The following is an 18,372-nucleotide window of genomic DNA, read 5'->3' on the forward strand; positions in this document are numbered from 1 at the left end:
CGGCCCTTAAAAGGGCCGTTATTGTACTGGCTGAACACTAAGTGTCCACGACTATCAGGCGTTGCTGTCCATGATGCTGGCAGGGGCGCCCTTGGCCAGTTCGGCCAGCTCCTTGTCGATGAAGTAGAGGCCTTTGCCATCTTCACCCACCAGACCCAGACGGTCGACGATGCTCTTGAACAGCTTCTCCTCTTCATGCTGCTCGGCCACATACCACTGCAGGAAGTTGAAGGTGGAGTAGTCCTGGGTGGTGAAGGCTACGTGGGCCAAACCATTGATGCACTTGGTGATGTGGTACTCGTGCTCCAGGGTGGTACGGAACACGTCGCCCAGCGACTTGAACTCGTGGGGAGGGGCATCGATGGCGCCCAGCTTGGGCATGGCGCCAGTCTCGCTCACATAGGTGAACAGACGCTCCATGTGCTGGCGCTCCTCGACTGCGTGCTGGCGCAGGAAGGTCGCCGCCCCTTCAAAGCCCTTGTCTTCGCACCAGGCGCTCATCTGCAGATAGAGATTGGAGGAGTAGAACTCCAGGTTAATCTGCTCGTTCAACTTCTCGATCATGGCTTGGGCCAGCATCTTGTTTCTCCTCAGTGATTTGGTATCGATTGTCGCCACACTCCCGCCGCGAATCAACCCGCCAACGAGAGGGAGATCCCGTTTCTTTCAGCTCAGGGGGTCAGCTCGCCAAGGGAGGCGACATCCACCGGCGCAGCATAATCGACGCCCGGCAGCTCGAAGCCGTTGAGCTGCATGAAATCCTGCCGCAGCCCGGCAAAGTCCCCCAGCCCGTGGAAATTGTCCGGCGTCACCTTGGGCCAGAGCGCCGAAACGGCGGCCTGAATGGCCGGGTCGAGCTCGTGGTCATCCATCCGGATCAGCCGGTTACCATCGGCCACCACCCCATTGGGCCCGTACATCTTGGCTGCAAACAGCCGCTGCATCTGCTCGATACAGCCTTCGTGTACACCGCGCTCCTTCATCACCCCCATCAGCAGGCCCAGATAGACCGGCAACACCGGAATATAGGCGCTCGCCTTGGTTACCAGCGCCTTGCAGACTGACACCCAGGCATGGCCACCAATCTCGGCCAGCTGCAGGTTGATGGTCTCGGCGGTGGCGTGCAGATGCTCCTTGGCATAACCGATGGTACCATCCCGATAGAGGGGATAGGTGGATTCGGGGCCGATGTAGGAGTAGGCCACGGTTTGCGCACCGGGGGCGAGACAACCGGCCTGCTGCAACGCCTGCATCCAGAGCTGCCAATCCTCGCCGCCCATCACGGTGACGGTATCGCGGATCTCCTCCGGCGTGGCAGGTGCCAGCGATTGCTGCACCAGAATATCGCGCTCCAAATCCAGCCCCCAACCGCTGAACGGCTGGCCTGTTGTCTTGAGCACGGAGCGCACTTGCGTGCCGTCGGGCAGCACCCGGATACCGCTCGCGAGCGAATAGATCACCAGATCTACCTGCCCCAGCTGCTGACGGATGGTATCGATGGCCTGCTGGCGCATCCCGTCGGAGAAGGCATCACCGATCAGGTTGATGGCGATACGCCCCTCCTGCTCCGCCTCCTTGCGAAACCAGATGTTGTTGTACCAGCCGGCGCTGCCCAATCCTTTGTCGGAAGGGCCGCGCTCAAACGAGATGCCGATGGTGTCGGCACCGGCACCAAAGGCGAGCGCAATGCGCGACGCCAGCCCGAAACCGGAGGAGGCCCCCAGCACCAGCACCCGCTTGGGGCCGTTGAACGGGCCAGCGGCCTTGATACGTTCGATCTGCTGCTGCACGGCGGCGCGACAGCCGATGGGGTGACAGTTACGGGCAACACAACCTTGAATCTGGGGATGAATGATCATGGGAAGGCCTCCAAAGAAACTGGCTACAGCATAACCAAATCGAAGGAGATTAACTTGATGCCGGATCGCTATCAGTCAGAAAAGCCGCGGGAATTGAGGCAGAAAAACAAAAGGGAGCACGTGGCTCCCCAAAGCGGTATTCAGATGCTTTTTGTTGTTTTGTGTTCATTGCGAAGCACGGGCCCATCCTATGCCTCTCCCCCCTGATCGGCAAGCCGAGGGGTGTGACCGGCGTCAAACTCCTGTTTAATTTATAGGCAAATAGTGGTTAATAACTGAGTGGCGGACCCTGTGTCACACGTCATTAAACTCATTTAAATCCCAAAACTGTGCCTGAGGCACCATTTTAGTTTCAGCAGAGATTGGTATAGTGGGCTGAAGGATCGGTAAGGAGAACCCCCATGAGTGGAACAACCTATTACAAGCATATTCTGGCCGCGATCGACCTCTCTGAAGATAACCGCAAGGTGATCGACAAGGCGGTGGACAGAGCCCGCTCCAACGGCGCCAAGCTGTCGGTTATCCATGTCGATGTGGACCTCAAGGATCTCTACACCGAGATGATCGATATCGACATCGACAACGTGCAGGATCAGGTGATCGCCGAAGCGAAAGAGAAGCTGGAGGCATTTCTGGCCTCGGTGGGCTATCCCATCGAGAAGAAGCTGGTGATCTGCGGCGATCTGAGCGAGCGGGTCAATCAGGCGGTCAAGGAGTACGAGATCGATCTGCTGGTGTGCGGCCATCGCCAGAGCTTCTGGAGCCTGCTCACCTCCAGCGCCCGTCAGCTGATGAATACGGTGCCCTGCGATCTGCTGGTCGTCCCCTTGCAGAAGTAATGAAACCGGCGTAGTTTGATTTGCCATGAATATGACCGCATTCAATCACAACTACTGGTGGTGCTGCTCCTAAACAGGCGGCACCGCGTTTCTATTGTAAATTTCCCAAAGAAAACACCGTGACCGCCGAGAGGCGGTCAACTGTTTTTATCCCTTTGTCGCCTCCCGGCTCACCCAACTGGAGAGAGTGACATGCACAACCCCGTAATCCTGACTGGCGATCGTCCCACCGGCAAACTGCACATCGGCCACTATGTCGGTTCCCTGCGCCAGCGCGTCGAAGCCCAGCACCACTACCGTCAATTCGTGATGATCGCCGATCTGCAGGCGTTGACCGACAACGGCCACAACCCGGCCAAGGTGACCGACAACGTGCTGGAGGTGATGGCTGACTATCTGGCGGTCGGTCTCGACCCGGCCAAGACCACCTTCTGTTTGCAGAGCGCCCTGCCCGCCCTCGCCGAACTCACCTGCTACTACCTCAATCTGGTCAGCGTCGCCCGGCTGGAGCGCAACCCCACCGTCAAGGCGGAGATCCAGCAAAAAGGGTTTGAACGAACGCTGCCGGCCGGATTTCTGGTTTATCCAGTCAGTCAGGCCGCCGACATCACCGCCTTTCGCGCCAGCCATGTGCCGGTCGGGGAGGATCAGCTGCCGATGCTGGAGCAGACCAACGAGATCGTCCGCCGCTTCAACTCTCTGGTAGGCAAAGAGGTGCTGACCGAATGCCAGCCGATCCTGAGCGACACCGGCCGCCTGCCCGGCATCGACGGCAAGGCCAAGATGTCCAAATCCCTCGGCAACACCATAGAGCTCGGCATGTCGGCGGAAGAGGTCAAGCAGGCGGTGTTCGCCATGTATACCGACCCCAACCACCTCAAGGTGAGCGATCCGGGCCAGGTGGAGGGAAATACGGTGTTCGCCTATCTCGATGCTTTTCACCCCGACAAGGCGCTGGTCGCCGAGATGAAGGCCCACTACCGGCGCGGCGGACTGGGGGACATGCGCTGCAAGCAGGTGCTGAACGACTGCCTGCAGACCCTGCTCGCTCCGATGCGGGAGCGCCGGGCCGCGGCCATCGCCGACAAGAAGATGCTGCTGGAGCTGCTCTATCAGGGCACCGAGCAGGCCCGCATCATCACCGATGAGGTATTGGCGGAGGTGAAAAGCGCCATGGGGCTCGACTACTTCGCCAGCATCCGCTGAGCGGGGGTCCCGAGCGCATCGTCGCCGTAGAGGTCGAACACCAGCTGGTGCAGCAGGCTCTTGAACCAGCCGATCGCCTCGTCATGGGCGGTCAGCGGGTGCCCCGCCATCAGGTAGACGATGGGGATGGCGGGGTCGAGTTGATGCATCCGCAGCGGGTAGTAGCGGCAGAAGTGGCGCCCGATCATCTCGGGCACCACCACCAGATAGCGGCCGGTCGCCATCAGCGGCGGCACCGCCATAAAGCTCGGTAACCTGACCCCCAGCTCCCGCTCCACCCCGAAGCGGGCCAGCCAGAGCTCCACCATCGCCTGACTGTGGCCCCAGCTGGAAGTGTGGATGTGGGGACGGCTCACCAGCTCGACCGGGGTCAGCACATCGGGCAACTCGCTGCCGAGCGGCGACAGGCAGACCAACGGGTTGTTGAACCACTCCTCCCGCCACAAGCGCGGTGAGAGATGATTCGCCCCGGCGAAACCGATCACCAGATCCAGCTCCCCCTTCTCCAGCTCGCGCTCGTAGTCGCTGTCGGCCAGCTCGCACACCTCAAGCCGACAGTGAGGGGCCTGCCGATGGAGCCGCTCCACCAGCACCGGCACCAACCCATGCTCCACCGAGCCCGGGGTGGCAATGCGGAAAATCCGCCGCGCGGTAGCGGGATCAAACCCCTTGGCCTGCCGCAATCCCTGCTCCAGCATCGCCAGCGCCTGGCGCACCGGCCCGGCCAGTGCCTTGGCCCGCTCGGTCGGCATCATCTCGCGCCGACTCATCACGAACAGCGGGTCATCCAGCGCCACCCGCAGCCGCCCCAAGGCGTGACTGACGGTGGATTGGGAGAGATGCAGCCGTTCGGCGGCACGAGTGACATTGCGCTCCTGCATCAGCATGTCGAATACAGCGAGCAGGTTGAGGTCGAGACGGGCGAGCGAGCTATCCATCGATATTAGCCATAGTTAAATGCCAACAATTCATTTTTACCATAGTAACAGATTGCCTAGAATGCGCAGGCTTAATACATCGGAGATTCAAATGCGTAGCTATCTGTTATTGCTGGCCATTGGCCTGCTGTGGGGTTCCCAATTCATTTTCATGCACCAGGCCGTTGCCGAGTTGCCCCCCATTCTGGTGGCTGCCGGTCGTGCCCTGTGCGGCAGCCTGACCCTGGGTCTGCTCTGCCTGTTCATGCGGCTCAAGAGTGAGCACACCCCGTGGCGCACCTATATGCTGATCGCCCTGCTGGATGCCACCATCCCCTTCATCATGGTCGCCTGGGGCCAACAGTATGTGGATAGCGCCATCGCCGCCGTGGTCATGGGTTGTATCCCGTTTGTGACCATTCTGGCTGCACCGCTGTTTATTTCTGGTGAAAGAATCACCAAAACCGGTCTTCTTTCCGTGATCATCGGCTTTGCCGGTGTACTCACCCTGTTCTGGCCGAAACTCTCCCAGGGCATGAACGCCGGTCTGCTCGGTGCCATGGCCATCCTGCTGGGTGCCAGCTGCTTCGCCATCGGCCTGCTGATGATCAAGCGCTTCGCCAAGGACCATCCGGTCGTGGTCGCCCGCAATATCCTGATCTCCTCGGCAATCCAGTTGCTGCTGGTCGCCCCCTTCATGGTTGATCTCGGCAGCCTGACCCTGCCGAGCACCCAGGCCCTGAGCGCGATTACCGTGCTGGGTACCCTCTGTACCGGTCTGGTCTACTTCCTCTACATGGCGCTGATCCAGAAGGCCGGCCCGACGTTCGCCTCCTTCAGCAACTATCTGGTGCCGCTGTTCGGTGTGATGCTGGGAGCCCTGTTCCTCGGCGAGCAGATCCACCCCACCACAGGTGTTGCTCTGGCCCTGATCCTCGGCTCGGTCGCCATGAACCAGTGGGCGCAACAGCGTCGTATGCAGCGCGAGGTCTCCCTATGTCAGGCATCCTGACCACACTGTGCGGTGGTCTGGTACTGATTGCCGGCTGGCAGTATCGCCAGCGGCTGGCCGGGATCCTGGGCCTGCTGATGGTACTGCTGCCCTGGTTCTTCGATAGCAAGCTGCAAGCCATGCTGAGCTATGCCCTGAATGCCTGAAGTCCATCTCTGAATGTGTGACGAGAGTCTATCTCTCCTGTTTTGGGACTGTTTTAAAAAACCTCCGATTTGTCCCCCGCTACCGGCGCTCTGCGCCGGTTTTTTTATGCCAGCCAGCCGGCGTCAGACCAGATAGCGATAGCTGAGTCGCTCGTTCTTGCGCGGCCCGGTGATCTGCCAGCTCAGCAGAAAACCACCGTCGATCTCGGTCAACTCGGCACTGTAGTGATCCGCCCCGCACAGATGGGGCTCGACGGTCAGCCAGCGGCCATCCCCCTGCGGCAGCAGCTCGAACAGTTCGACCGGCGCTTCATAACGCAGATGGGAGAGACGGATCCCCCGCGCACTGCGCTGCCACCAGAAGCTGTTGTGCATGGCGAGTTCCCTGCCATGAGGCGTGGTGTAGCGACCCCGCTCGTTAAAGAGCCAGCCTCCCTGATGATCGGTCACCTGCACACCCCCCTCGCCGCGACCATTCCAGTCGGTCGCCGACCCCTCGCCATTGCTGGCGGTAAAGGAAAATGCTCCGACCTGTGGCAATCGCGCCCATAAACGCTGGATTGCCGCTTCCATCTCGGCCATCATAGCCCCCTTAAAATTGACAACTGACGATAAATCAAACACATGAACTACTTGATAGGGGTCACCCTGCTCTGGTCATTCTCCTTCAGCCTTATCGGGGTCTACCTCGCTGGCCAGGTGGATGCCTACTTCTCGGTGCTGACCCGCATCGCCCTCGCCAGTCTGGTGTTTCTCCCCTTCCTGCGCCGCCGCTGGCTGCGCCCCGATCTGGCGGCCAAGCTGATGGCCCTCGGCGCCATCCAGCTCGGCATCATGTATCTCTTCTACTACCACTCCTTCCTGCTGCTGACGGTGCCGGAAGTGCTGGTCTTTACCATCTTCACCCCCATCTACGTCACCCTGCTCCACGATCTGCTGGAGCGCCGCTTCAAGCCTGTTTATCTGTGGGGTGCCCTGCTGGCGGTGCTCGGGGCTGCCGTCATCCGCTTCGACGGCCTGACCGAAAGCTATGTGCTGGGATTTATGGTGGTGCAGGGGGCCAACCTCTGTTTCGCCCTGGGTCAAGTGGGCTACAAGGTACTGCTGGCAAGGGAGGCGGAGCAACCGCCGCAACTGGCGGTGTTCGGCTGCTTCTATCTGGGGGCGCTGGTGATCGCACTGCCCGCCTGGTGGCTGCTGGGCAAGCCGCAATATCCGACGTCAGGGTTGCAGTGGGGCATTCTGCTCTGGCTGGGGGTGGGTGCCTCCGGCCTCGGCTACTTCCTCTGGAACAAGGGGGCGACGCTGGTCACCAGCGGGGTGCTGGCCATCATGAACAATGCGCTCATTCCGGCCGGCTTGCTGGTCAATCTGCTGCTCTGGGGCAAGGATACCGACCTGACCCGGCTGACCATCGGCGGCCTGCTGATGCTGGCCTCGCTCTGGGTCTGCCAGCGTGACAAGCGCGGCCAACCCTGACCACACTCAGCCGACGACGGTGTTGTGCTCCCGTCTGGCCTGACTGTGACAGCTGGCCAGCCGGGCCAGCAGATGATCGAGCTGCTCGCCAGCCTGACTCTGCACCAGCCCGATGCTGACGGTGACCGGCCGCTGTGACAGCAGACTGGCGTCGGCAATCTCGAGGCGCAGCCGCTCGGCGATCTCCAGCGCACTCATCCGCTCGGTCTGGGAGAGCATCAGGATAAAACCGTCCTCATCCCAGCGGGCGAAGGGATCTTCCCGCCGCAGTTCGTGACGCACGATACGCGCCAGCTTGGCCAGCATGGCGTCGCAAGCCGCTTCACCAAACAACTGCTGGATTTTGGCCATGTGATCGACCGAAAACTGCAGCAGACTGAAAGTGCCGCTCTCGGTCGCCAGCCGCTCTTCAAGCAGTTGCTCGAAACGGCCACGGCTCTCCAGACCGGTCAGCGGATCGGTGCCATGTCGCTCCTCCACCAGCACGGCAGCGGGATCGAGGTGACGGACGACCCCCAGCAGATAACCCCGCTCATCACGACGCATCCGCTCTTCCAGCCGGATGTAGTGACCGTGATGATGCAGAATGCGGTATTCGAGGCGCAGACCGCTGCTGCGGCCGCTCTGGCAGGCGAGCAGGGCATCCTCCAGCCGGGCAACATCGTCGGGATGCACCCGATCCAGCCAGCCGAGATCATCCGGCCAGCACTCTCCCAATCCCAACAGGCGCAGGCAGGAGGGATCACGCTGCAGTCCATGTTGGGCTGACCAGCTCCAGATCCCCGCCTCCAGCAGCGCCATGGCATCAGACAGCAGACCCGGATCAAGCCGGGCAGTCACATCGACCAAAGGTGTCTTGAGCATTTCCATGGGGCGCCTCGAAACAGGATCTGAATACCTGCTCAATAAGTAACATTGGCGTTCACGCCGAGCAACAGGGTCAGAGTGCTTTTCCCTGATACCCGTTCATCAAGGTCTGCCAGTTCTCCGGTACGAAGTGGAAACTGGTATGCAGTTGAGACTCTTTATTGAATGAACGGAGCAAGCGTTCCAGATTGGCCTTCTGCCATTCGCCGGGGGAGCGGATCGCACCCTTGTCAAAATCGATCACCCACACCTTGCCCTCTTTATCGAGCAGCAGGTTGTGGCTGTTGAGATCGGCGTGATAGACCCCGGCATCGTGCAGTTGGCGCACCGTCTGGCCTATCTTGTGCCACACCTCGGTCGCCACCGGCCCCTGCTTGAGCAGCGCCACCATATCCTTGGCACCGCGAATTCGCTCGATCAGGATATCGGCGCGATAGAAGGGGCCCTGTTTGACCATGCGGGCGCCAAACGGACGCGGCACCGGCAGCCCCAGCTCGCACAGCTTGGCCAGCAGGGTGTATTCGGCCATGGCACGGCTCGACTCGACCCCTTCGAACCAGAAGCGATCCCGCACCACCTTGCCCACCATGCCGCCGCGATAGTAGTGGCGCAGCACCAGATGGCGGGACTCATCCTTGACGAACCAGGTCACTCCCCGTCCGATGGAGGTCCCCACCACCTGACGGTTGTTCTGCCACCAGGCAGGATCGAATAACTGGGGAGAGGGGTCGCGAAAGGCCCCTTCGGCATACCAGCAGATCTGGTTGTGTTCGGTCTGTACTCGCATCGTGGAGATCCCGCTCGGTGGGTCATGGATCGCAATTTTTCAATTGGCGATGAGGCTGCCGCTCTGGCATGCCCGCAATAGTGGCCTTTAATCAACGACGTGCAGAGACAGGTCATGGCGCTGGGCCCGGCCTATCCTGGCTGACGATTGTGCGCAATTTTACAATCCAGAGGGGAGTTTGCATAATGCCATCCACCCTTTTTGCCAGCCGTGCGCCACAACATGCCGCTATTTCAAACGCCCCCCTCCTCCATCTGCATCCTGCGGCTCTCCGCCATCGGGGATTGCTGCCACGCACTGGCGCTGGTGCGCGTCATCCAGCGGGAGTGGCCACAGACCCGCATCACCTGGATCACCGGCAAAATCGAGGCAACCCTGTTTGCCGATCTGCCCGGCGTCGAGGTGATCCCCTTCGACAAGAGCAAGGGATGGCGCGGCTATCGCGATCTCTGGCAGACCCTCAAGGGGCGCAAATTCGATGCCCTGCTCCACCTGCAGGCAGCGATGCGAGCCAGCATCGCCACCCTCGGCATCAGCGCCAAGGTCAAACTCGGGTTTGATCGGGAACGGGCCAACGACGGCCAGTGGCTGTTCACCAACCACAAGGTGCCCTCCCCCGCCTCCCCCCATGTGCTGGACGGTTTCCTCGCTTTCGCCAAAGAGCTCGGCATCAAGGATCTGACCCCGGACTGGCAACTGTCCATCAGCGCCGAACATCAGGCGTGGGCAAGGGAGAAGATTGGCGGCAAACCGACCTTGCTTATCTGCGCTGCCGCCAGCAAGGCCTTCAAGAACTGGACTGCCGCAGGCTATGCCGCGCTGGCGGATCACGCCGCCAACAAGGGCTTTCAGGTTTATCTCTGTGGCGGGCCGGCCAAGCTGGAGCGGGATCTGGCTGCCGACATCCAGCGCTTAAGCCAGAGCAAGCCGGTCGATCTGGTGGGGCAGACCAACCTCAAGCAGCTGCTGGCGCTGATTGGCGAGGCGAGTCTGGTACTGGCCCCCGATACCGGCCCCACCCATATGGCCACCATAGTGGGCACGCCGGTGATCGGCCTCTATGCCCACCACAATCCGGCCCGCACCGGCCCCTATCTCTGCCGCGACTACGTGGTAAGCGTCTATCAGAAGCTGGTCGAGCAGGAGACCGGCAAGCCGCTGGCCGAATTGAGCTGGCGCACCCGTCTCAAAGACCCGGAGGCCATGCGAAAAATCACCAGCGAGCAGGTGATCGCCGCCTTCGATCGGCTCTGTGCCGATCGTCAGCTGCCGTAGTGACAGGGCACCTCGGGAATTCCGAGCCATCAGGCAGGGATAACCTGATAGCCTCTGCCCTCAGCCAAAGGCACAATGCAGGCTGATGTGGGTTACGCTCCCGCAGCAAGCTACGAATACTTTGATCGGCTGGAATATGATTCCGGCCGTTTTTTTATTCGCCGCATTCTGGTAAAATTCGCCGCCTTTACATCCTCCTGACTCAAGAATTTTCCGCGTTTTGCGTTTGGCTGTCTCCCTTTCGGGCACAAGACGGCGGTCTCTGCTACAACCAAAACAGCGGTTTCGATTAAAGGTAATAATATGGCGCAACAAGGCACTCTCTATATCATCTCTTCTCCGAGCGGCGCTGGTAAATCCAGTCTGCTCAATGCCTTGCTGACCCAACATAACGCTGCGGGCAAGATGCAGCTGTCGGTTTCCCACACCACTCGCGCCACCCGTCCTGGCGAAGAGCACGGCGTACACTACCACTTCGTCCAAGTGGAAGAGTTCAAGGCACTGATCGAACGCGGTGATTTTCTGGAGTGGGCCGAAGTGTTCGGCAACTACTACGGCACCTCACGCGCCGCCATCGAAGCCTGTCTGGCCAAGGGGATCGACGTATTCCTCGACATCGACTGGCAAGGTGCCCGCCAGATCCGCGAGCAGATGCCGACCAAATCCATTTTCATCCTGCCCCCCAGCCGCGAAGAGCTGGAACGCCGCCTGATTGGGCGCGGTCAGGACAGCGCCGAAGTGATTGCCGGCCGGATGGCGAAAGCCATTGCCGAAATGGTGCACTACGACGAGTATGACTATGTCATTATCAATGAAGACTTCGAGCAAGCGCTGTTCCAGCTCAGGTCCATTATTGAGTGCCAACGGCTGGAGATGCGTCACCAGCAACAGGCTCAAAAAAACTTGCTGCAACAGCTACTGGCAGAGTAAGCCAAAAACAAGTAAACTTTTGCGTCATTTTTAAACACTGCTTTTCTAAATACAGAAAGCCCAAACACTGGAGTCCTGCATGGCACGCGTTACTGTAGAAGATGCTGTAAAACAGGTAGGTAACCGTTTTGACCTGGTGCTGGTCGCCGCGCGCCGCGCTCGTCAAATCGCGGTACAAGGCAAAGATCCCCTGGTCGACGAAGAGAACGACAAGCCGACTGTGATCGCCCTGCGTGAGATCGAGCTGGGTCTGGTGAACAATCAAGTGATGGACACCCAGGACCGCTACGAACAGCAAGAGCAGGAAGCCGCCGAGCTGGCTGCCGTTGCTGCCATCGCCGAAGGCCGCGGTTAAGTTATTCCTCCGGTTGGCACCCGCCCGGGTGCCGACTGTTCATCCCCATTTACAACCGCTCGAAAACCTCGCAAACTCAGGGCTATACCCTCAATTCCACGAATTGCCGTTTCACCGCTGCGGGGACTGTCTTGTATTTATTTGAAAACCTTAAAGAAATAGCCAGTTCCTACCTGCCGCCAGAGCAGGTTGAGAAGCTCAAGCAAGCCTATGTGGTGGCCCGTGATGCCCACCAAGGCCAGATGCGTTCCAGTGGCGAACCCTACATCACCCACCCTGTTGCCGTTGCCCGAATCCTGGGTGACATGCGCCTCGATCATGAAACCCTGATGGCCGCCGTGCTGCACGACGTCATCGAAGACACCTCTGTCACCAAGGCCGATCTGGCCGAACAATTCGGCAATGCGGTTGCAGAACTGGTGGCCGGGGTCTCCAAGCTCGACAAGCTGAAATTTCGCGATCGCAAAGAGGCGCAGGCCGAGAACTTCCGCAAGATGGTGATGGCGATGACCCAGGATATCCGGGTCATTCTGATCAAGCTGGCCGACCGCACCCACAATATGCGCACCTTGGGCTCCCTGCGCCCTGACAAGCGCCGCCGTATCGCTCGGGAAACCCTCGAAATCTTCGCCCCCATCGCCAACCGCCTCGGTATTCACACCATGAAGAACGAGCTGGAAGAGCTGGGCTTCGAGGCGCTCTATCCGATGCGATCCCGCGTGCTGCGCGAATCGGTGCGCCGCGCCCGTGGCAATCGCCGCGAGATCATCGATTCCATCCAGAGCGAAATCAGCGGTCGCCTGAAAGAGGCGGGGATCGAGCATCAGGTCAGTGGCCGCGAGAAGAATCTTTTCTCCATCTACAACAAGATGGAGAAAAAAGAGCTGCAATTTCATGAGGTAATGGATATCTACGCCTTTCGGGTCAAGGTGAAGGACATAGATACCTGTTACCGGGTGCTGGGGCAGATGCACAGCCTCTACAAACCGCGCCCCGGCCGCTTCAAGGATTACATCGCCATCCCCAAGACCAACGGCTACCAGTCGCTGCACACCTCGCTGGTGGGGCCGCACGGGGTACCGGTCGAGGTGCAAATTCGCACCGAGTTCATGGATCAGATGGCCGACAAAGGGGTTGCCGCCCACTGGGCCTACAAGCAGGATGGCGACAGCTCGGGCACCACTGCCCAGATCCGCGCCCAGCGCTGGATGCAGAGCCTGCTGGAATTGCAGCAGAGCGCCGGCAGCTCCTTTGAATTTATCGAAGGGGTCAAGACCGACCTCTTCCCCGACGAGATCTACGTGTTCACGCCGGAAGGGCGCATCATGGAGCTGCCCGCTGGCGCCACGCCGGTGGACTTCGCCTACACGGTGCACACCGACATCGGCCACGCCTGCGTCGGTTCGCGGGTCGACCGCCACCCCTACCCGCTCAGCAGCCCGCTGCACTCGGGCCAGACGGTGGAGATCATCACGGCGCCGGGCGCCCGCCCCAACGCGGCCTGGCTCAACTTTGTGGTGACCACCAAGGCACGCTCCAAGATCCGCCAGTTCCTCAAGAACCTGCGCACCGAAGAGTCGGTGGTGCTGGGTCGCCGCCTGCTCAACCATGCGCTGGGCGCCAAGAATATCGAAGACATCCCCGAGCCACGCATCAAGCAGGTGCTGGCGGATACCAAGCATGAGAACCTGCAGGGGCTGCTGGCCGATGTGGGCCTTGGCAACGCCATGAGCGTCATGGTGGCGCGCCGCATGCTGGGGGATGAACTGCCGCCGGAAGAGCAGCCCAAAACCAGCAGCAAGAAGATGCCGATCAAGGGTGCCGACGGCATGCTGGTCACCTTCGCCAACTGCTGCCGTCCGATCCCGGGAGATGCCATTATCGCCCACATCAGCCCGGGCAAGGGTCTGGTGATCCACCAGGAAGCCTGCCGCAACATCAAGGGCTACAGCAAGGAACCGGACAAGTACCTGCCGGTGCAGTGGGAAGTGGACAAGGAGCAGGAACAGGAGTTCCGCACCGGTATCAGCATCGAGATCGTCAACCATCAGGGTGCGCTGGCCGAGCTGGCCAACGTGATTGCCGCCACCGGCGCCAATATTCACGCCATCAGCACCGAAGAGAAGGATGGCCGGGTCTATCAGGTCAGCCTGCTCATCACCACCAAGAGCCGCATCCACCTGGCCAACATCATGCGCAAGATCCGCGTGATGCCCAACGTGCTCAAGGTGAGCCGACAGAAGAACTGAACACAGGCGGCGCAAGCCGCCTGCTGCTTTTATAGAGACAAGCCATGACCCCCGAACGCTTCAAGCGCATCACCGACATGCTGGCCCAACGTCAGCTCGATTTGACCGTCTGCATGGAAGAGGTCCACAAACCTCACAATCTGGCCGCCATCGTGCGTACCGCCGATGCCATCGGCATCCACCGGGTACACGCCGTCTGGCCCAAAACCTGGATCCACAAGCGCAAAGGCACCGCCCGCGGCAGCCAGAACTGGGTGGATGTAAAACTGCACCCGGATATCGGCACAGCCGTTGCAGAGCTGAAAGCCTCCGGCATGCAGATCCTGGCGACCCATCTATCTGACAGCTCGGTCGATTTTCGCGCCATCGACTACACCAAACCGACCGCCATTCTGGTGGGTCAGGAAAAGCACGGCATCGGTGAAGAGGCGCTGGCGCTGGCCGACCACCATATCGTCATTCCCATGGTCGGCATGGTGCAGTCCCTCAACGTCTCGGTGGCTGCTGCCGCCATCCTCTACGAAGCCCAGCGTCAGCGCGAGCTGGCCGGTTGCTATCAGCGCGGCTGCCCGCTCACGCTGGAGGAGCAGAACAGCATCCTGTTCGAGGGGGGTTATCCTATCTATGCCCAACTCTGCAAAGAGAAAGAGATGCCCTACCCCCAGCTCGGCCCGGCCGGTGAAATTCTGGCGGACGAAGAGTGGTGGCAGCGGATGCAGCTGACCCGCAAAGGGTGGGCGCAGCAGAGCGAGCAGGACGACCTACAGGAGGAGTGATGGAAAACCCTTTTGGCAGCTGGCTGGAATCGCAAATCATCCGGGATCACCTGACCAACCCGAACATAGAGGCCGGCGACTACAGCTACTACTCTGGCTACTACCACGGCAAGCCGTTCGAGGATCACTGCGTCCGCTACCTGCTCGGCGATGGCTCGACCCACGACACCTGGGAGAGCGGCCTCTGGGGCGAGGTGGATCGGCTGATCATCGGCAAGTTCTGCTCCATCGGCTCGGGCGCCACCTTCATGCTGGCGGGCAATCAGGGCCACCGGCTGGATTGGGTCTCCACCTTCCCGTTCAACCCCGACACCTTTGGCGAAGGGGCCCGCAGCGGCTTTCTGCGCAAGGGGGACACCCGGATTGGCAACGATGTCTGGATCGGCTCGGAAGCGATGATCATGCCCGGCATCACCATAGGTGATGGCGCCGTCATCGCCACCCGCGCCGTGGTGACCAAGGATGTGGCCCCTTACACCATAGTCGGCGGCAACCCGGCCCAACCGATCCGCCGTCGCTTCAGTGATGAGCAGATCCTCATGCTGCAAGAGATGCAGTGGTGGGACTGGGCCCTGCCCCGCTTGCAAACCAGCATGACGCTGCTCTGCTCGGGGGATATCGCCGCCCTTTATCACCATTGGCAACAGGAGTGTGCCTGATGAAATCCCTCTCTCTTTCCCTGTTGGCCCTGACCCTGTTTTCTGCCGGAGCCCTTGCCGTGACCAATACCTATCAGCTCACCAGCGAAGCCGATGTACCCAGCCTCTACCAGCAAACCCTGCCCGACTTCTGGCGCCAGCATGCGGTGGAAGGAGAGTTCAAGGGCAAGGATGGGGTGACCATCCGCTATGCTACGCTGCGGCAAGCCAAGGTCGATCGCGCCATCCTCATCGTCAATGGCCGGGTCGAGAGCTACCTCAAGTATCAGGAGCTGGCGTGGGATCTCTGGCGTCAGGGCTACAGCCTCTACCTTATCGACCATCGCGGTCAGGGGATGTCTGGCCGGATGCTGAATGACCCGCAGAAGGGATATGTCGACCAGTTCGACGATTATGTGGTCGATCTCAAGCAGTTTCACGACCAGATCATCATGGCGGACCAGCCTGCCAAACTGTTCCTGCTGGCCCACTCCATGGGCGGAGCCATCTCAGCCCGCTATCTGGAACGCTGGCCCGATGATATCAAGGCGGCCGTGCTCTCCTCCCCCATGCTGGGCATCAATCTCGGCGGTCTGCCCAAGTGGCTGGCCAAGGGATTGGCGAGCACCATAGGCACGGTCGGCGGTTGGATTGGTGAGCCTCCATACGGTCCCGGTCAGGGCGCCTATCAGGATCACGGCTTTGCCGATAACGAACTGACTCACAGCCAGCCCCGCTATCAAGCGTTCCGCCAAATCTACGAACAGCACCCGCAGATCAAGCTGGGTGGCGCGACCGCCCACTGGATTTATCAGGGGATCACCGGTGCCGATGCCGCCATCGCCGATGCGGGCGCCATCAAAACCCCGCTGCTGGTGCTGCAAGCTGGCAGCGACAGCGTGGTGGACAATGCCGCGCAGGATCGCTTCTGCACTATTGCCAAGTGCGAAGGGGGCAAACCGCTGCGCATCGAGGGAGCCTGGCACGAACTGTTTATCGAATCCGATGACAAACGCCAGCCCGCCCTGACCGCGATGGTCGACTTTTTCGCCCGCTTCTGAGCTGGCTATTTTTTGTAACCCTAAATAAATGGGGTGACAGTGCGGGCTAAGGTAAACTGCCCCTGTTTTCAATCGATGCCGAGGTAATGATGTTCAAGGTAGTTGTATCCGATCTCGATGGCACTCTGCTCAACAAGCAGCACCAGATCTCTCCCCGTACCCGGGATACCCTGCACCGCCTGGTAGAACAAGGTGTGAAATTCGTGGTCGCCACCGGCCGTCATCACGTTGACGTACGCAGCTTCCGCGATGCGCTGGGGATGGACATCTACCTCATTACTTCCAATGGCGCCGTGGTCCATGACAAACAGGACCAGCTGATTTTCAACCAGCCGCTGCCGACCGAGATCGCCGCCGAACTGATTGCCCTGGAGCGCGACCCCTCTATCCACCTCAATGTCTATCAGGGTGATGACTGGGTGGTGGAAGAGGAGCTGCCCTGGCTGCTGCAGTTCCACGACGAGTCAGGGTTCACCTACCGTCTGGTCGATGACCTGAAACAGGAACCGAAAGAGCAGATCAACAAGGTGTTCTACATCGGCGACCACGAGAAGCTGCTGAAGATCGAGGCGCACCTCAACCAGCGCTATGGCGATGAGCTCAACGTCACCTTCTCCCTGCCGGACTGTCTCGAAGTGATGCACGCCGGGGTGCACAAGGGCAATGCTGTGCGGGCCGTGCTGGAGCAGAACGGGTTCGATATGTCGGAGGCGATCGCCTTCGGCGATGGCATGAACGACTTCGAGATGCTGACCATGGTGGGACGCGGCATCGTGATGGGCAACGCCCATGACCGCCTGAAAATGGCGCTGCCGGAGTATGAGCAGACCCTCACCTCCGACGAAGATGGCGTCGCCGTCTATCTGGAGAAGCTGTTCGAGCTGGAGAGCGTCAGCGCAGCCTGATCCTCTTCAGCCCGCCATCCGATTCAGCAAAGCCTCACCATGTGAGGCTTTGTTTTTTCAGGGTCTCCAGCCAGGGATTGGGCCGCTGCCAGCTGAAGCTCTGGTTCGCCCCGCCGTAGCATTCAGCCAGCCGCAGCGGCGTGCCGGGGGTATGGCGTCGTCCGGCCACATCGAGGCAGCGGGAAACCTTGCTATTGAACAGCTTGTCTTTCTGCCACTCCCACTGCGCCTGACCGTCACAGGGTGCCAGCATCACTTCGCTGTCGTTTTTGGCTTGCAGGCAGAGATCCTGCAGGCGCAACTCACCCAGATCCCACTCGAACAGTTGATCGTCTTTTCCGCTGCAAGGTTGTGCCAACACCTTCTGTTGGGACACAGCAACGCAAAAATCACCGCTGGTCAGCAAGGGGGAGAGAGAACGCTCCTCCTGCGGTTGTGATGCAATGGAGCCCATCATCACATCGGTGGATGGCGGCTTGATGGTACAGCCACCCAGCAGCAAGGCAGCCAGCAGGGCAGGAGAGCAAGCAAAGGAAATTTTGTTATTCATGGAAAAATGCCTGAAATGGGCCGATGACATCCGGTTGTCAGTGACTCGAGGCTGAAGCATAACCGAAAGGCGGGGCGCGCTGCCCAAATAGAGTGTAAACAGACGTAACAGGGAGAGAGTGCTGGCCCAACGGAGGCCAGAAAGCAAAAAACCTCGCCGAAGCGAGGTTTTTCTAAACTTGGTCGGTGATAAAGGATTCGAACCTTTGACCCTCTGGTCCCAAACCAGATGCGCTACCGGACTGCGCTAATCACCGAGGCTATTTCTTTCAAAATAGTTTACTTCAAAAAAACAAAGACGACCTGATGGTCATCCTCGTCATACAGCAAGTATGGTGCGAAGAGAGGGACTCGAACCCTCACACCCGGGGGGCACTAACACCTGAAGCTAGCGCGTCTACCAATTCCGCCACCTTCGCGTACCTGACAAGCTGTAAAATGGGGTGGCTGATGGGGCTCGAACCCACGACAACCGGAATCACAATCCGGGACTCTACCAACTGAGCTACAGCCACCACAGCT

20 protein-coding genes and 3 tRNA genes are annotated in these 18,372 nt (G+C 60.0%); 13 read left to right on the forward strand and 10 right to left on the reverse strand.

Annotation, left to right across the window (positions count from 1 at the left end):
• Positions 1-54 precede the first annotated feature (54 nt).
• Positions 55-579: a non-heme ferritin gene (gene ftnA / locus ACB040_RS14440; RefSeq protein ID WP_005339225.1), complete on the reverse strand. Its 525-nt coding sequence runs from the start codon at positions 577-579 to the stop codon at positions 55-57.
• 92 nt (positions 580-671) lie between these two features.
• Positions 672-1,859: an enoyl-ACP reductase FabV gene (fabV, locus tag ACB040_RS14445; protein WP_338773248.1), complete on the reverse strand. Its 1,188-nt coding sequence runs from the start codon at positions 1,857-1,859 to the stop codon at positions 672-674.
• Positions 1,860-2,260: 401 nt separating this feature from the next.
• On the opposite strand from fabV, the gene ACB040_RS14450 reads away from it, so the two are divergent.
• Positions 2,261-2,698, forward strand: coding sequence for a universal stress protein (locus ACB040_RS14450; protein ID WP_335828888.1), 438 nt, complete (start codon positions 2,261-2,263; stop codon positions 2,696-2,698).
• Between the two features lie 192 nt (positions 2,699-2,890).
• Positions 2,891-3,904, forward strand: a complete 1,014-nt coding sequence (gene trpS / locus ACB040_RS14455; protein WP_042054381.1) for a tryptophan--tRNA ligase — start codon at positions 2,891-2,893, stop codon at positions 3,902-3,904.
• Here trpS and ACB040_RS14460 read toward each other — a convergent pair.
• Positions 3,883-4,842, reverse strand: a complete 960-nt coding sequence (locus tag ACB040_RS14460) for a LysR family transcriptional regulator (protein ID WP_005357110.1) — start codon at positions 4,840-4,842, stop codon at positions 3,883-3,885. The genes trpS and ACB040_RS14460 overlap by 22 nt on opposite strands.
• A 91-nt stretch (positions 4,843-4,933) precedes the next feature.
• Between ACB040_RS14460 and ACB040_RS14465 the strand changes: the two genes are divergently transcribed.
• Both ACB040_RS14465 and ACB040_RS14470 read left to right on the forward strand, forming a co-directional pair.
• Positions 4,934-5,833, forward strand: a complete 900-nt coding sequence (locus ACB040_RS14465) for a DMT family transporter (RefSeq protein WP_005357113.1) — start codon at positions 4,934-4,936, stop codon at positions 5,831-5,833.
• Positions 5,818-5,979, forward strand: a complete 162-nt coding sequence (locus ACB040_RS14470; RefSeq protein WP_005339236.1) for a hypothetical protein — start codon at positions 5,818-5,820, stop codon at positions 5,977-5,979. Before ACB040_RS14465 ends, ACB040_RS14470 begins: the two co-directional genes overlap by 16 nt.
• Positions 5,980-6,102: 123 nt before the next feature.
• On the opposite strand, the gene ACB040_RS14475 is transcribed toward ACB040_RS14470, so the two are convergent.
• Positions 6,103-6,561: a DUF6314 family protein gene (locus ACB040_RS14475; RefSeq protein ID WP_338775029.1), complete on the reverse strand. Its 459-nt coding sequence runs from the start codon at positions 6,559-6,561 to the stop codon at positions 6,103-6,105.
• Positions 6,562-6,603: 42 nt separating this feature from the next.
• Between ACB040_RS14475 and ACB040_RS14480 the strand changes: the two genes are divergently transcribed.
• Positions 6,604-7,458, forward strand: coding sequence for a carboxylate/amino acid/amine transporter (locus tag ACB040_RS14480; protein ID WP_139440370.1), 855 nt, complete (start codon positions 6,604-6,606; stop codon positions 7,456-7,458).
• A 6-nt stretch (positions 7,459-7,464) separates the two neighbouring features.
• On the opposite strand, the gene ACB040_RS14485 is transcribed toward ACB040_RS14480, so the two are convergent.
• Positions 7,465-8,328, reverse strand: a complete 864-nt coding sequence (locus tag ACB040_RS14485; protein ID WP_040069586.1) for a sensor domain-containing diguanylate cyclase — start codon at positions 8,326-8,328, stop codon at positions 7,465-7,467.
• A 70-nt stretch (positions 8,329-8,398) separates the two neighbouring features.
• Complete coding sequence (locus ACB040_RS14490) at positions 8,399-9,112, reverse strand: 3-deoxy-D-manno-octulosonic acid kinase (protein ID WP_005339249.1); 714 nt, start codon at positions 9,110-9,112, stop codon at positions 8,399-8,401.
• A gap of 222 nt (positions 9,113-9,334) precedes the next feature.
• Here ACB040_RS14490 and ACB040_RS14495 point away from each other — a divergent pair, with 222 nt between their 5' ends.
• From ACB040_RS14495 to ACB040_RS14530, 8 genes are all read left to right on the forward strand, one after another.
• A complete protein-coding gene (locus tag ACB040_RS14495; RefSeq protein ID WP_371155374.1) occupies positions 9,335-10,387 on the forward strand; it encodes a glycosyltransferase family 9 protein in 1,053 nt (350 codons plus the stop codon).
• Between the two features lie 303 nt (positions 10,388-10,690).
• Positions 10,691-11,317: a guanylate kinase gene (gene gmk / locus ACB040_RS14500; protein WP_005357125.1), complete on the forward strand. Its 627-nt coding sequence runs from the start codon at positions 10,691-10,693 to the stop codon at positions 11,315-11,317.
• A gap of 79 nt (positions 11,318-11,396) precedes the next feature.
• Positions 11,397-11,672, forward strand: a complete 276-nt coding sequence (rpoZ, locus tag ACB040_RS14505) for a DNA-directed RNA polymerase subunit omega (protein WP_005307060.1) — start codon at positions 11,397-11,399, stop codon at positions 11,670-11,672.
• A gap of 131 nt (positions 11,673-11,803) precedes the next feature.
• Positions 11,804-13,921 (forward strand): bifunctional GTP diphosphokinase/guanosine-3',5'-bis pyrophosphate 3'-pyrophosphohydrolase, encoded by a 2,118-nt coding sequence (spoT, locus tag ACB040_RS14510; RefSeq protein WP_005339255.1) that lies wholly within the window; start codon positions 11,804-11,806, stop codon positions 13,919-13,921.
• Between the two features lie 44 nt (positions 13,922-13,965).
• Positions 13,966-14,697 carry a tRNA (guanosine(18)-2'-O)-methyltransferase TrmH gene (gene trmH, locus ACB040_RS14515; RefSeq protein WP_005355744.1) on the forward strand — a complete coding sequence of 244 codons (732 nt, stop codon included), beginning with the start codon at positions 13,966-13,968 and terminating at the stop codon, positions 14,695-14,697.
• The gene (locus ACB040_RS14520; RefSeq protein ID WP_338773237.1) at positions 14,697-15,356 is read left to right on the forward strand and encodes a CatB-related O-acetyltransferase; all 660 of its coding nucleotides are present in this window, start codon (positions 14,697-14,699) and stop codon (positions 15,354-15,356) included. The genes trmH and ACB040_RS14520 overlap by 1 nt, the downstream gene beginning before the upstream one ends.
• Positions 15,356-16,396: an alpha/beta fold hydrolase gene (locus ACB040_RS14525; RefSeq protein WP_338773235.1), complete on the forward strand. Its 1,041-nt coding sequence runs from the start codon at positions 15,356-15,358 to the stop codon at positions 16,394-16,396. Before ACB040_RS14520 ends, ACB040_RS14525 begins: the two co-directional genes overlap by 1 nt.
• A gap of 89 nt (positions 16,397-16,485) precedes the next feature.
• Entirely contained in the window at positions 16,486-17,301 is an 816-nt protein-coding gene (locus ACB040_RS14530) for a Cof-type HAD-IIB family hydrolase (protein WP_279467508.1), read from the forward strand.
• A 34-nt stretch (positions 17,302-17,335) separates the two neighbouring features.
• On the opposite strand, the gene ACB040_RS14535 is transcribed toward ACB040_RS14530, so the two are convergent.
• The 4 genes from ACB040_RS14535 to ACB040_RS14550 form a co-directional block, all read right to left on the reverse strand.
• Complete coding sequence (locus ACB040_RS14535) at positions 17,336-17,851, reverse strand: ricin-type beta-trefoil lectin domain protein (RefSeq protein WP_216960166.1); 516 nt, start codon at positions 17,849-17,851, stop codon at positions 17,336-17,338.
• A 179-nt stretch (positions 17,852-18,030) separates the two neighbouring features.
• A tRNA-Pro gene (locus tag ACB040_RS14540) sits at positions 18,031-18,107 on the reverse strand.
• Positions 18,108-18,183: 76 nt separating this feature from the next.
• Positions 18,184-18,269 (reverse strand) — tRNA-Leu (locus ACB040_RS14545).
• 20 nt (positions 18,270-18,289) lie between these two features.
• Positions 18,290-18,365: transfer RNA gene (locus ACB040_RS14550), tRNA-His, on the reverse strand.
• Positions 18,366-18,372: the final 7 nt, after the last annotated feature.

Origin of the sequence: Aeromonas sp. S11(2024) (genome assembly GCF_041402345.1) — a bacterium.
GTDB lineage: Bacteria > Pseudomonadota > Gammaproteobacteria > Enterobacterales > Aeromonadaceae > Aeromonas > Aeromonas veronii.

Bases quoted from the DNA above. Each gene is read 5' to 3' on its own strand.
- ftnA (WP_005339225.1), bottom strand. From the start codon at position 579: ATGCTGGCCCAAGCCATGATCGAGAAGTTGAACGAGCAGATTAACCTG.
- fabV (WP_338773248.1), bottom strand. From the start codon at position 1,859: ATGATCATTCATCCCCAGATTCAAGGTTGTGTTGCCCGTAACTGTCAC.
- ACB040_RS14450 (WP_335828888.1), top strand. From the start codon at position 2,261: ATGAGTGGAACAACCTATTACAAGCATATTCTGGCCGCGATCGACCTC.
- trpS (WP_042054381.1), top strand. From the start codon at position 2,891: ATGCACAACCCCGTAATCCTGACTGGCGATCGTCCCACCGGCAAACTG.
- ACB040_RS14460 (WP_005357110.1), bottom strand. From the start codon at position 4,842: ATGGATAGCTCGCTCGCCCGTCTCGACCTCAACCTGCTCGCTGTATTC.
- ACB040_RS14465 (WP_005357113.1), top strand. From the start codon at position 4,934: ATGCGTAGCTATCTGTTATTGCTGGCCATTGGCCTGCTGTGGGGTTCC.
- ACB040_RS14470 (WP_005339236.1), top strand. From the start codon at position 5,818: ATGTCAGGCATCCTGACCACACTGTGCGGTGGTCTGGTACTGATTGCC.
- ACB040_RS14475 (WP_338775029.1), bottom strand. From the start codon at position 6,561: ATGGCCGAGATGGAAGCGGCAATCCAGCGTTTATGGGCGCGATTGCCA.
- ACB040_RS14480 (WP_139440370.1), top strand. From the start codon at position 6,604: ATGAACTACTTGATAGGGGTCACCCTGCTCTGGTCATTCTCCTTCAGC.
- ACB040_RS14485 (WP_040069586.1), bottom strand. From the start codon at position 8,328: ATGGAAATGCTCAAGACACCTTTGGTCGATGTGACTGCCCGGCTTGAT.
- ACB040_RS14490 (WP_005339249.1), bottom strand. From the start codon at position 9,112: ATGCGAGTACAGACCGAACACAACCAGATCTGCTGGTATGCCGAAGGG.
- ACB040_RS14495 (WP_371155374.1), top strand. From the start codon at position 9,335: ATGCCGCTATTTCAAACGCCCCCCTCCTCCATCTGCATCCTGCGGCTC.
- gmk (WP_005357125.1), top strand. From the start codon at position 10,691: ATGGCGCAACAAGGCACTCTCTATATCATCTCTTCTCCGAGCGGCGCT.
- rpoZ (WP_005307060.1), top strand. From the start codon at position 11,397: ATGGCACGCGTTACTGTAGAAGATGCTGTAAAACAGGTAGGTAACCGT.
- trmH (WP_005355744.1), top strand. From the start codon at position 13,966: ATGACCCCCGAACGCTTCAAGCGCATCACCGACATGCTGGCCCAACGT.
- ACB040_RS14520 (WP_338773237.1), top strand. From the start codon at position 14,697: ATGGAAAACCCTTTTGGCAGCTGGCTGGAATCGCAAATCATCCGGGAT.
- ACB040_RS14525 (WP_338773235.1), top strand. From the start codon at position 15,356: ATGAAATCCCTCTCTCTTTCCCTGTTGGCCCTGACCCTGTTTTCTGCC.
- ACB040_RS14530 (WP_279467508.1), top strand. From the start codon at position 16,486: ATGTTCAAGGTAGTTGTATCCGATCTCGATGGCACTCTGCTCAACAAG.
- ACB040_RS14535 (WP_216960166.1), bottom strand. From the start codon at position 17,851: ATGAATAACAAAATTTCCTTTGCTTGCTCTCCTGCCCTGCTGGCTGCC.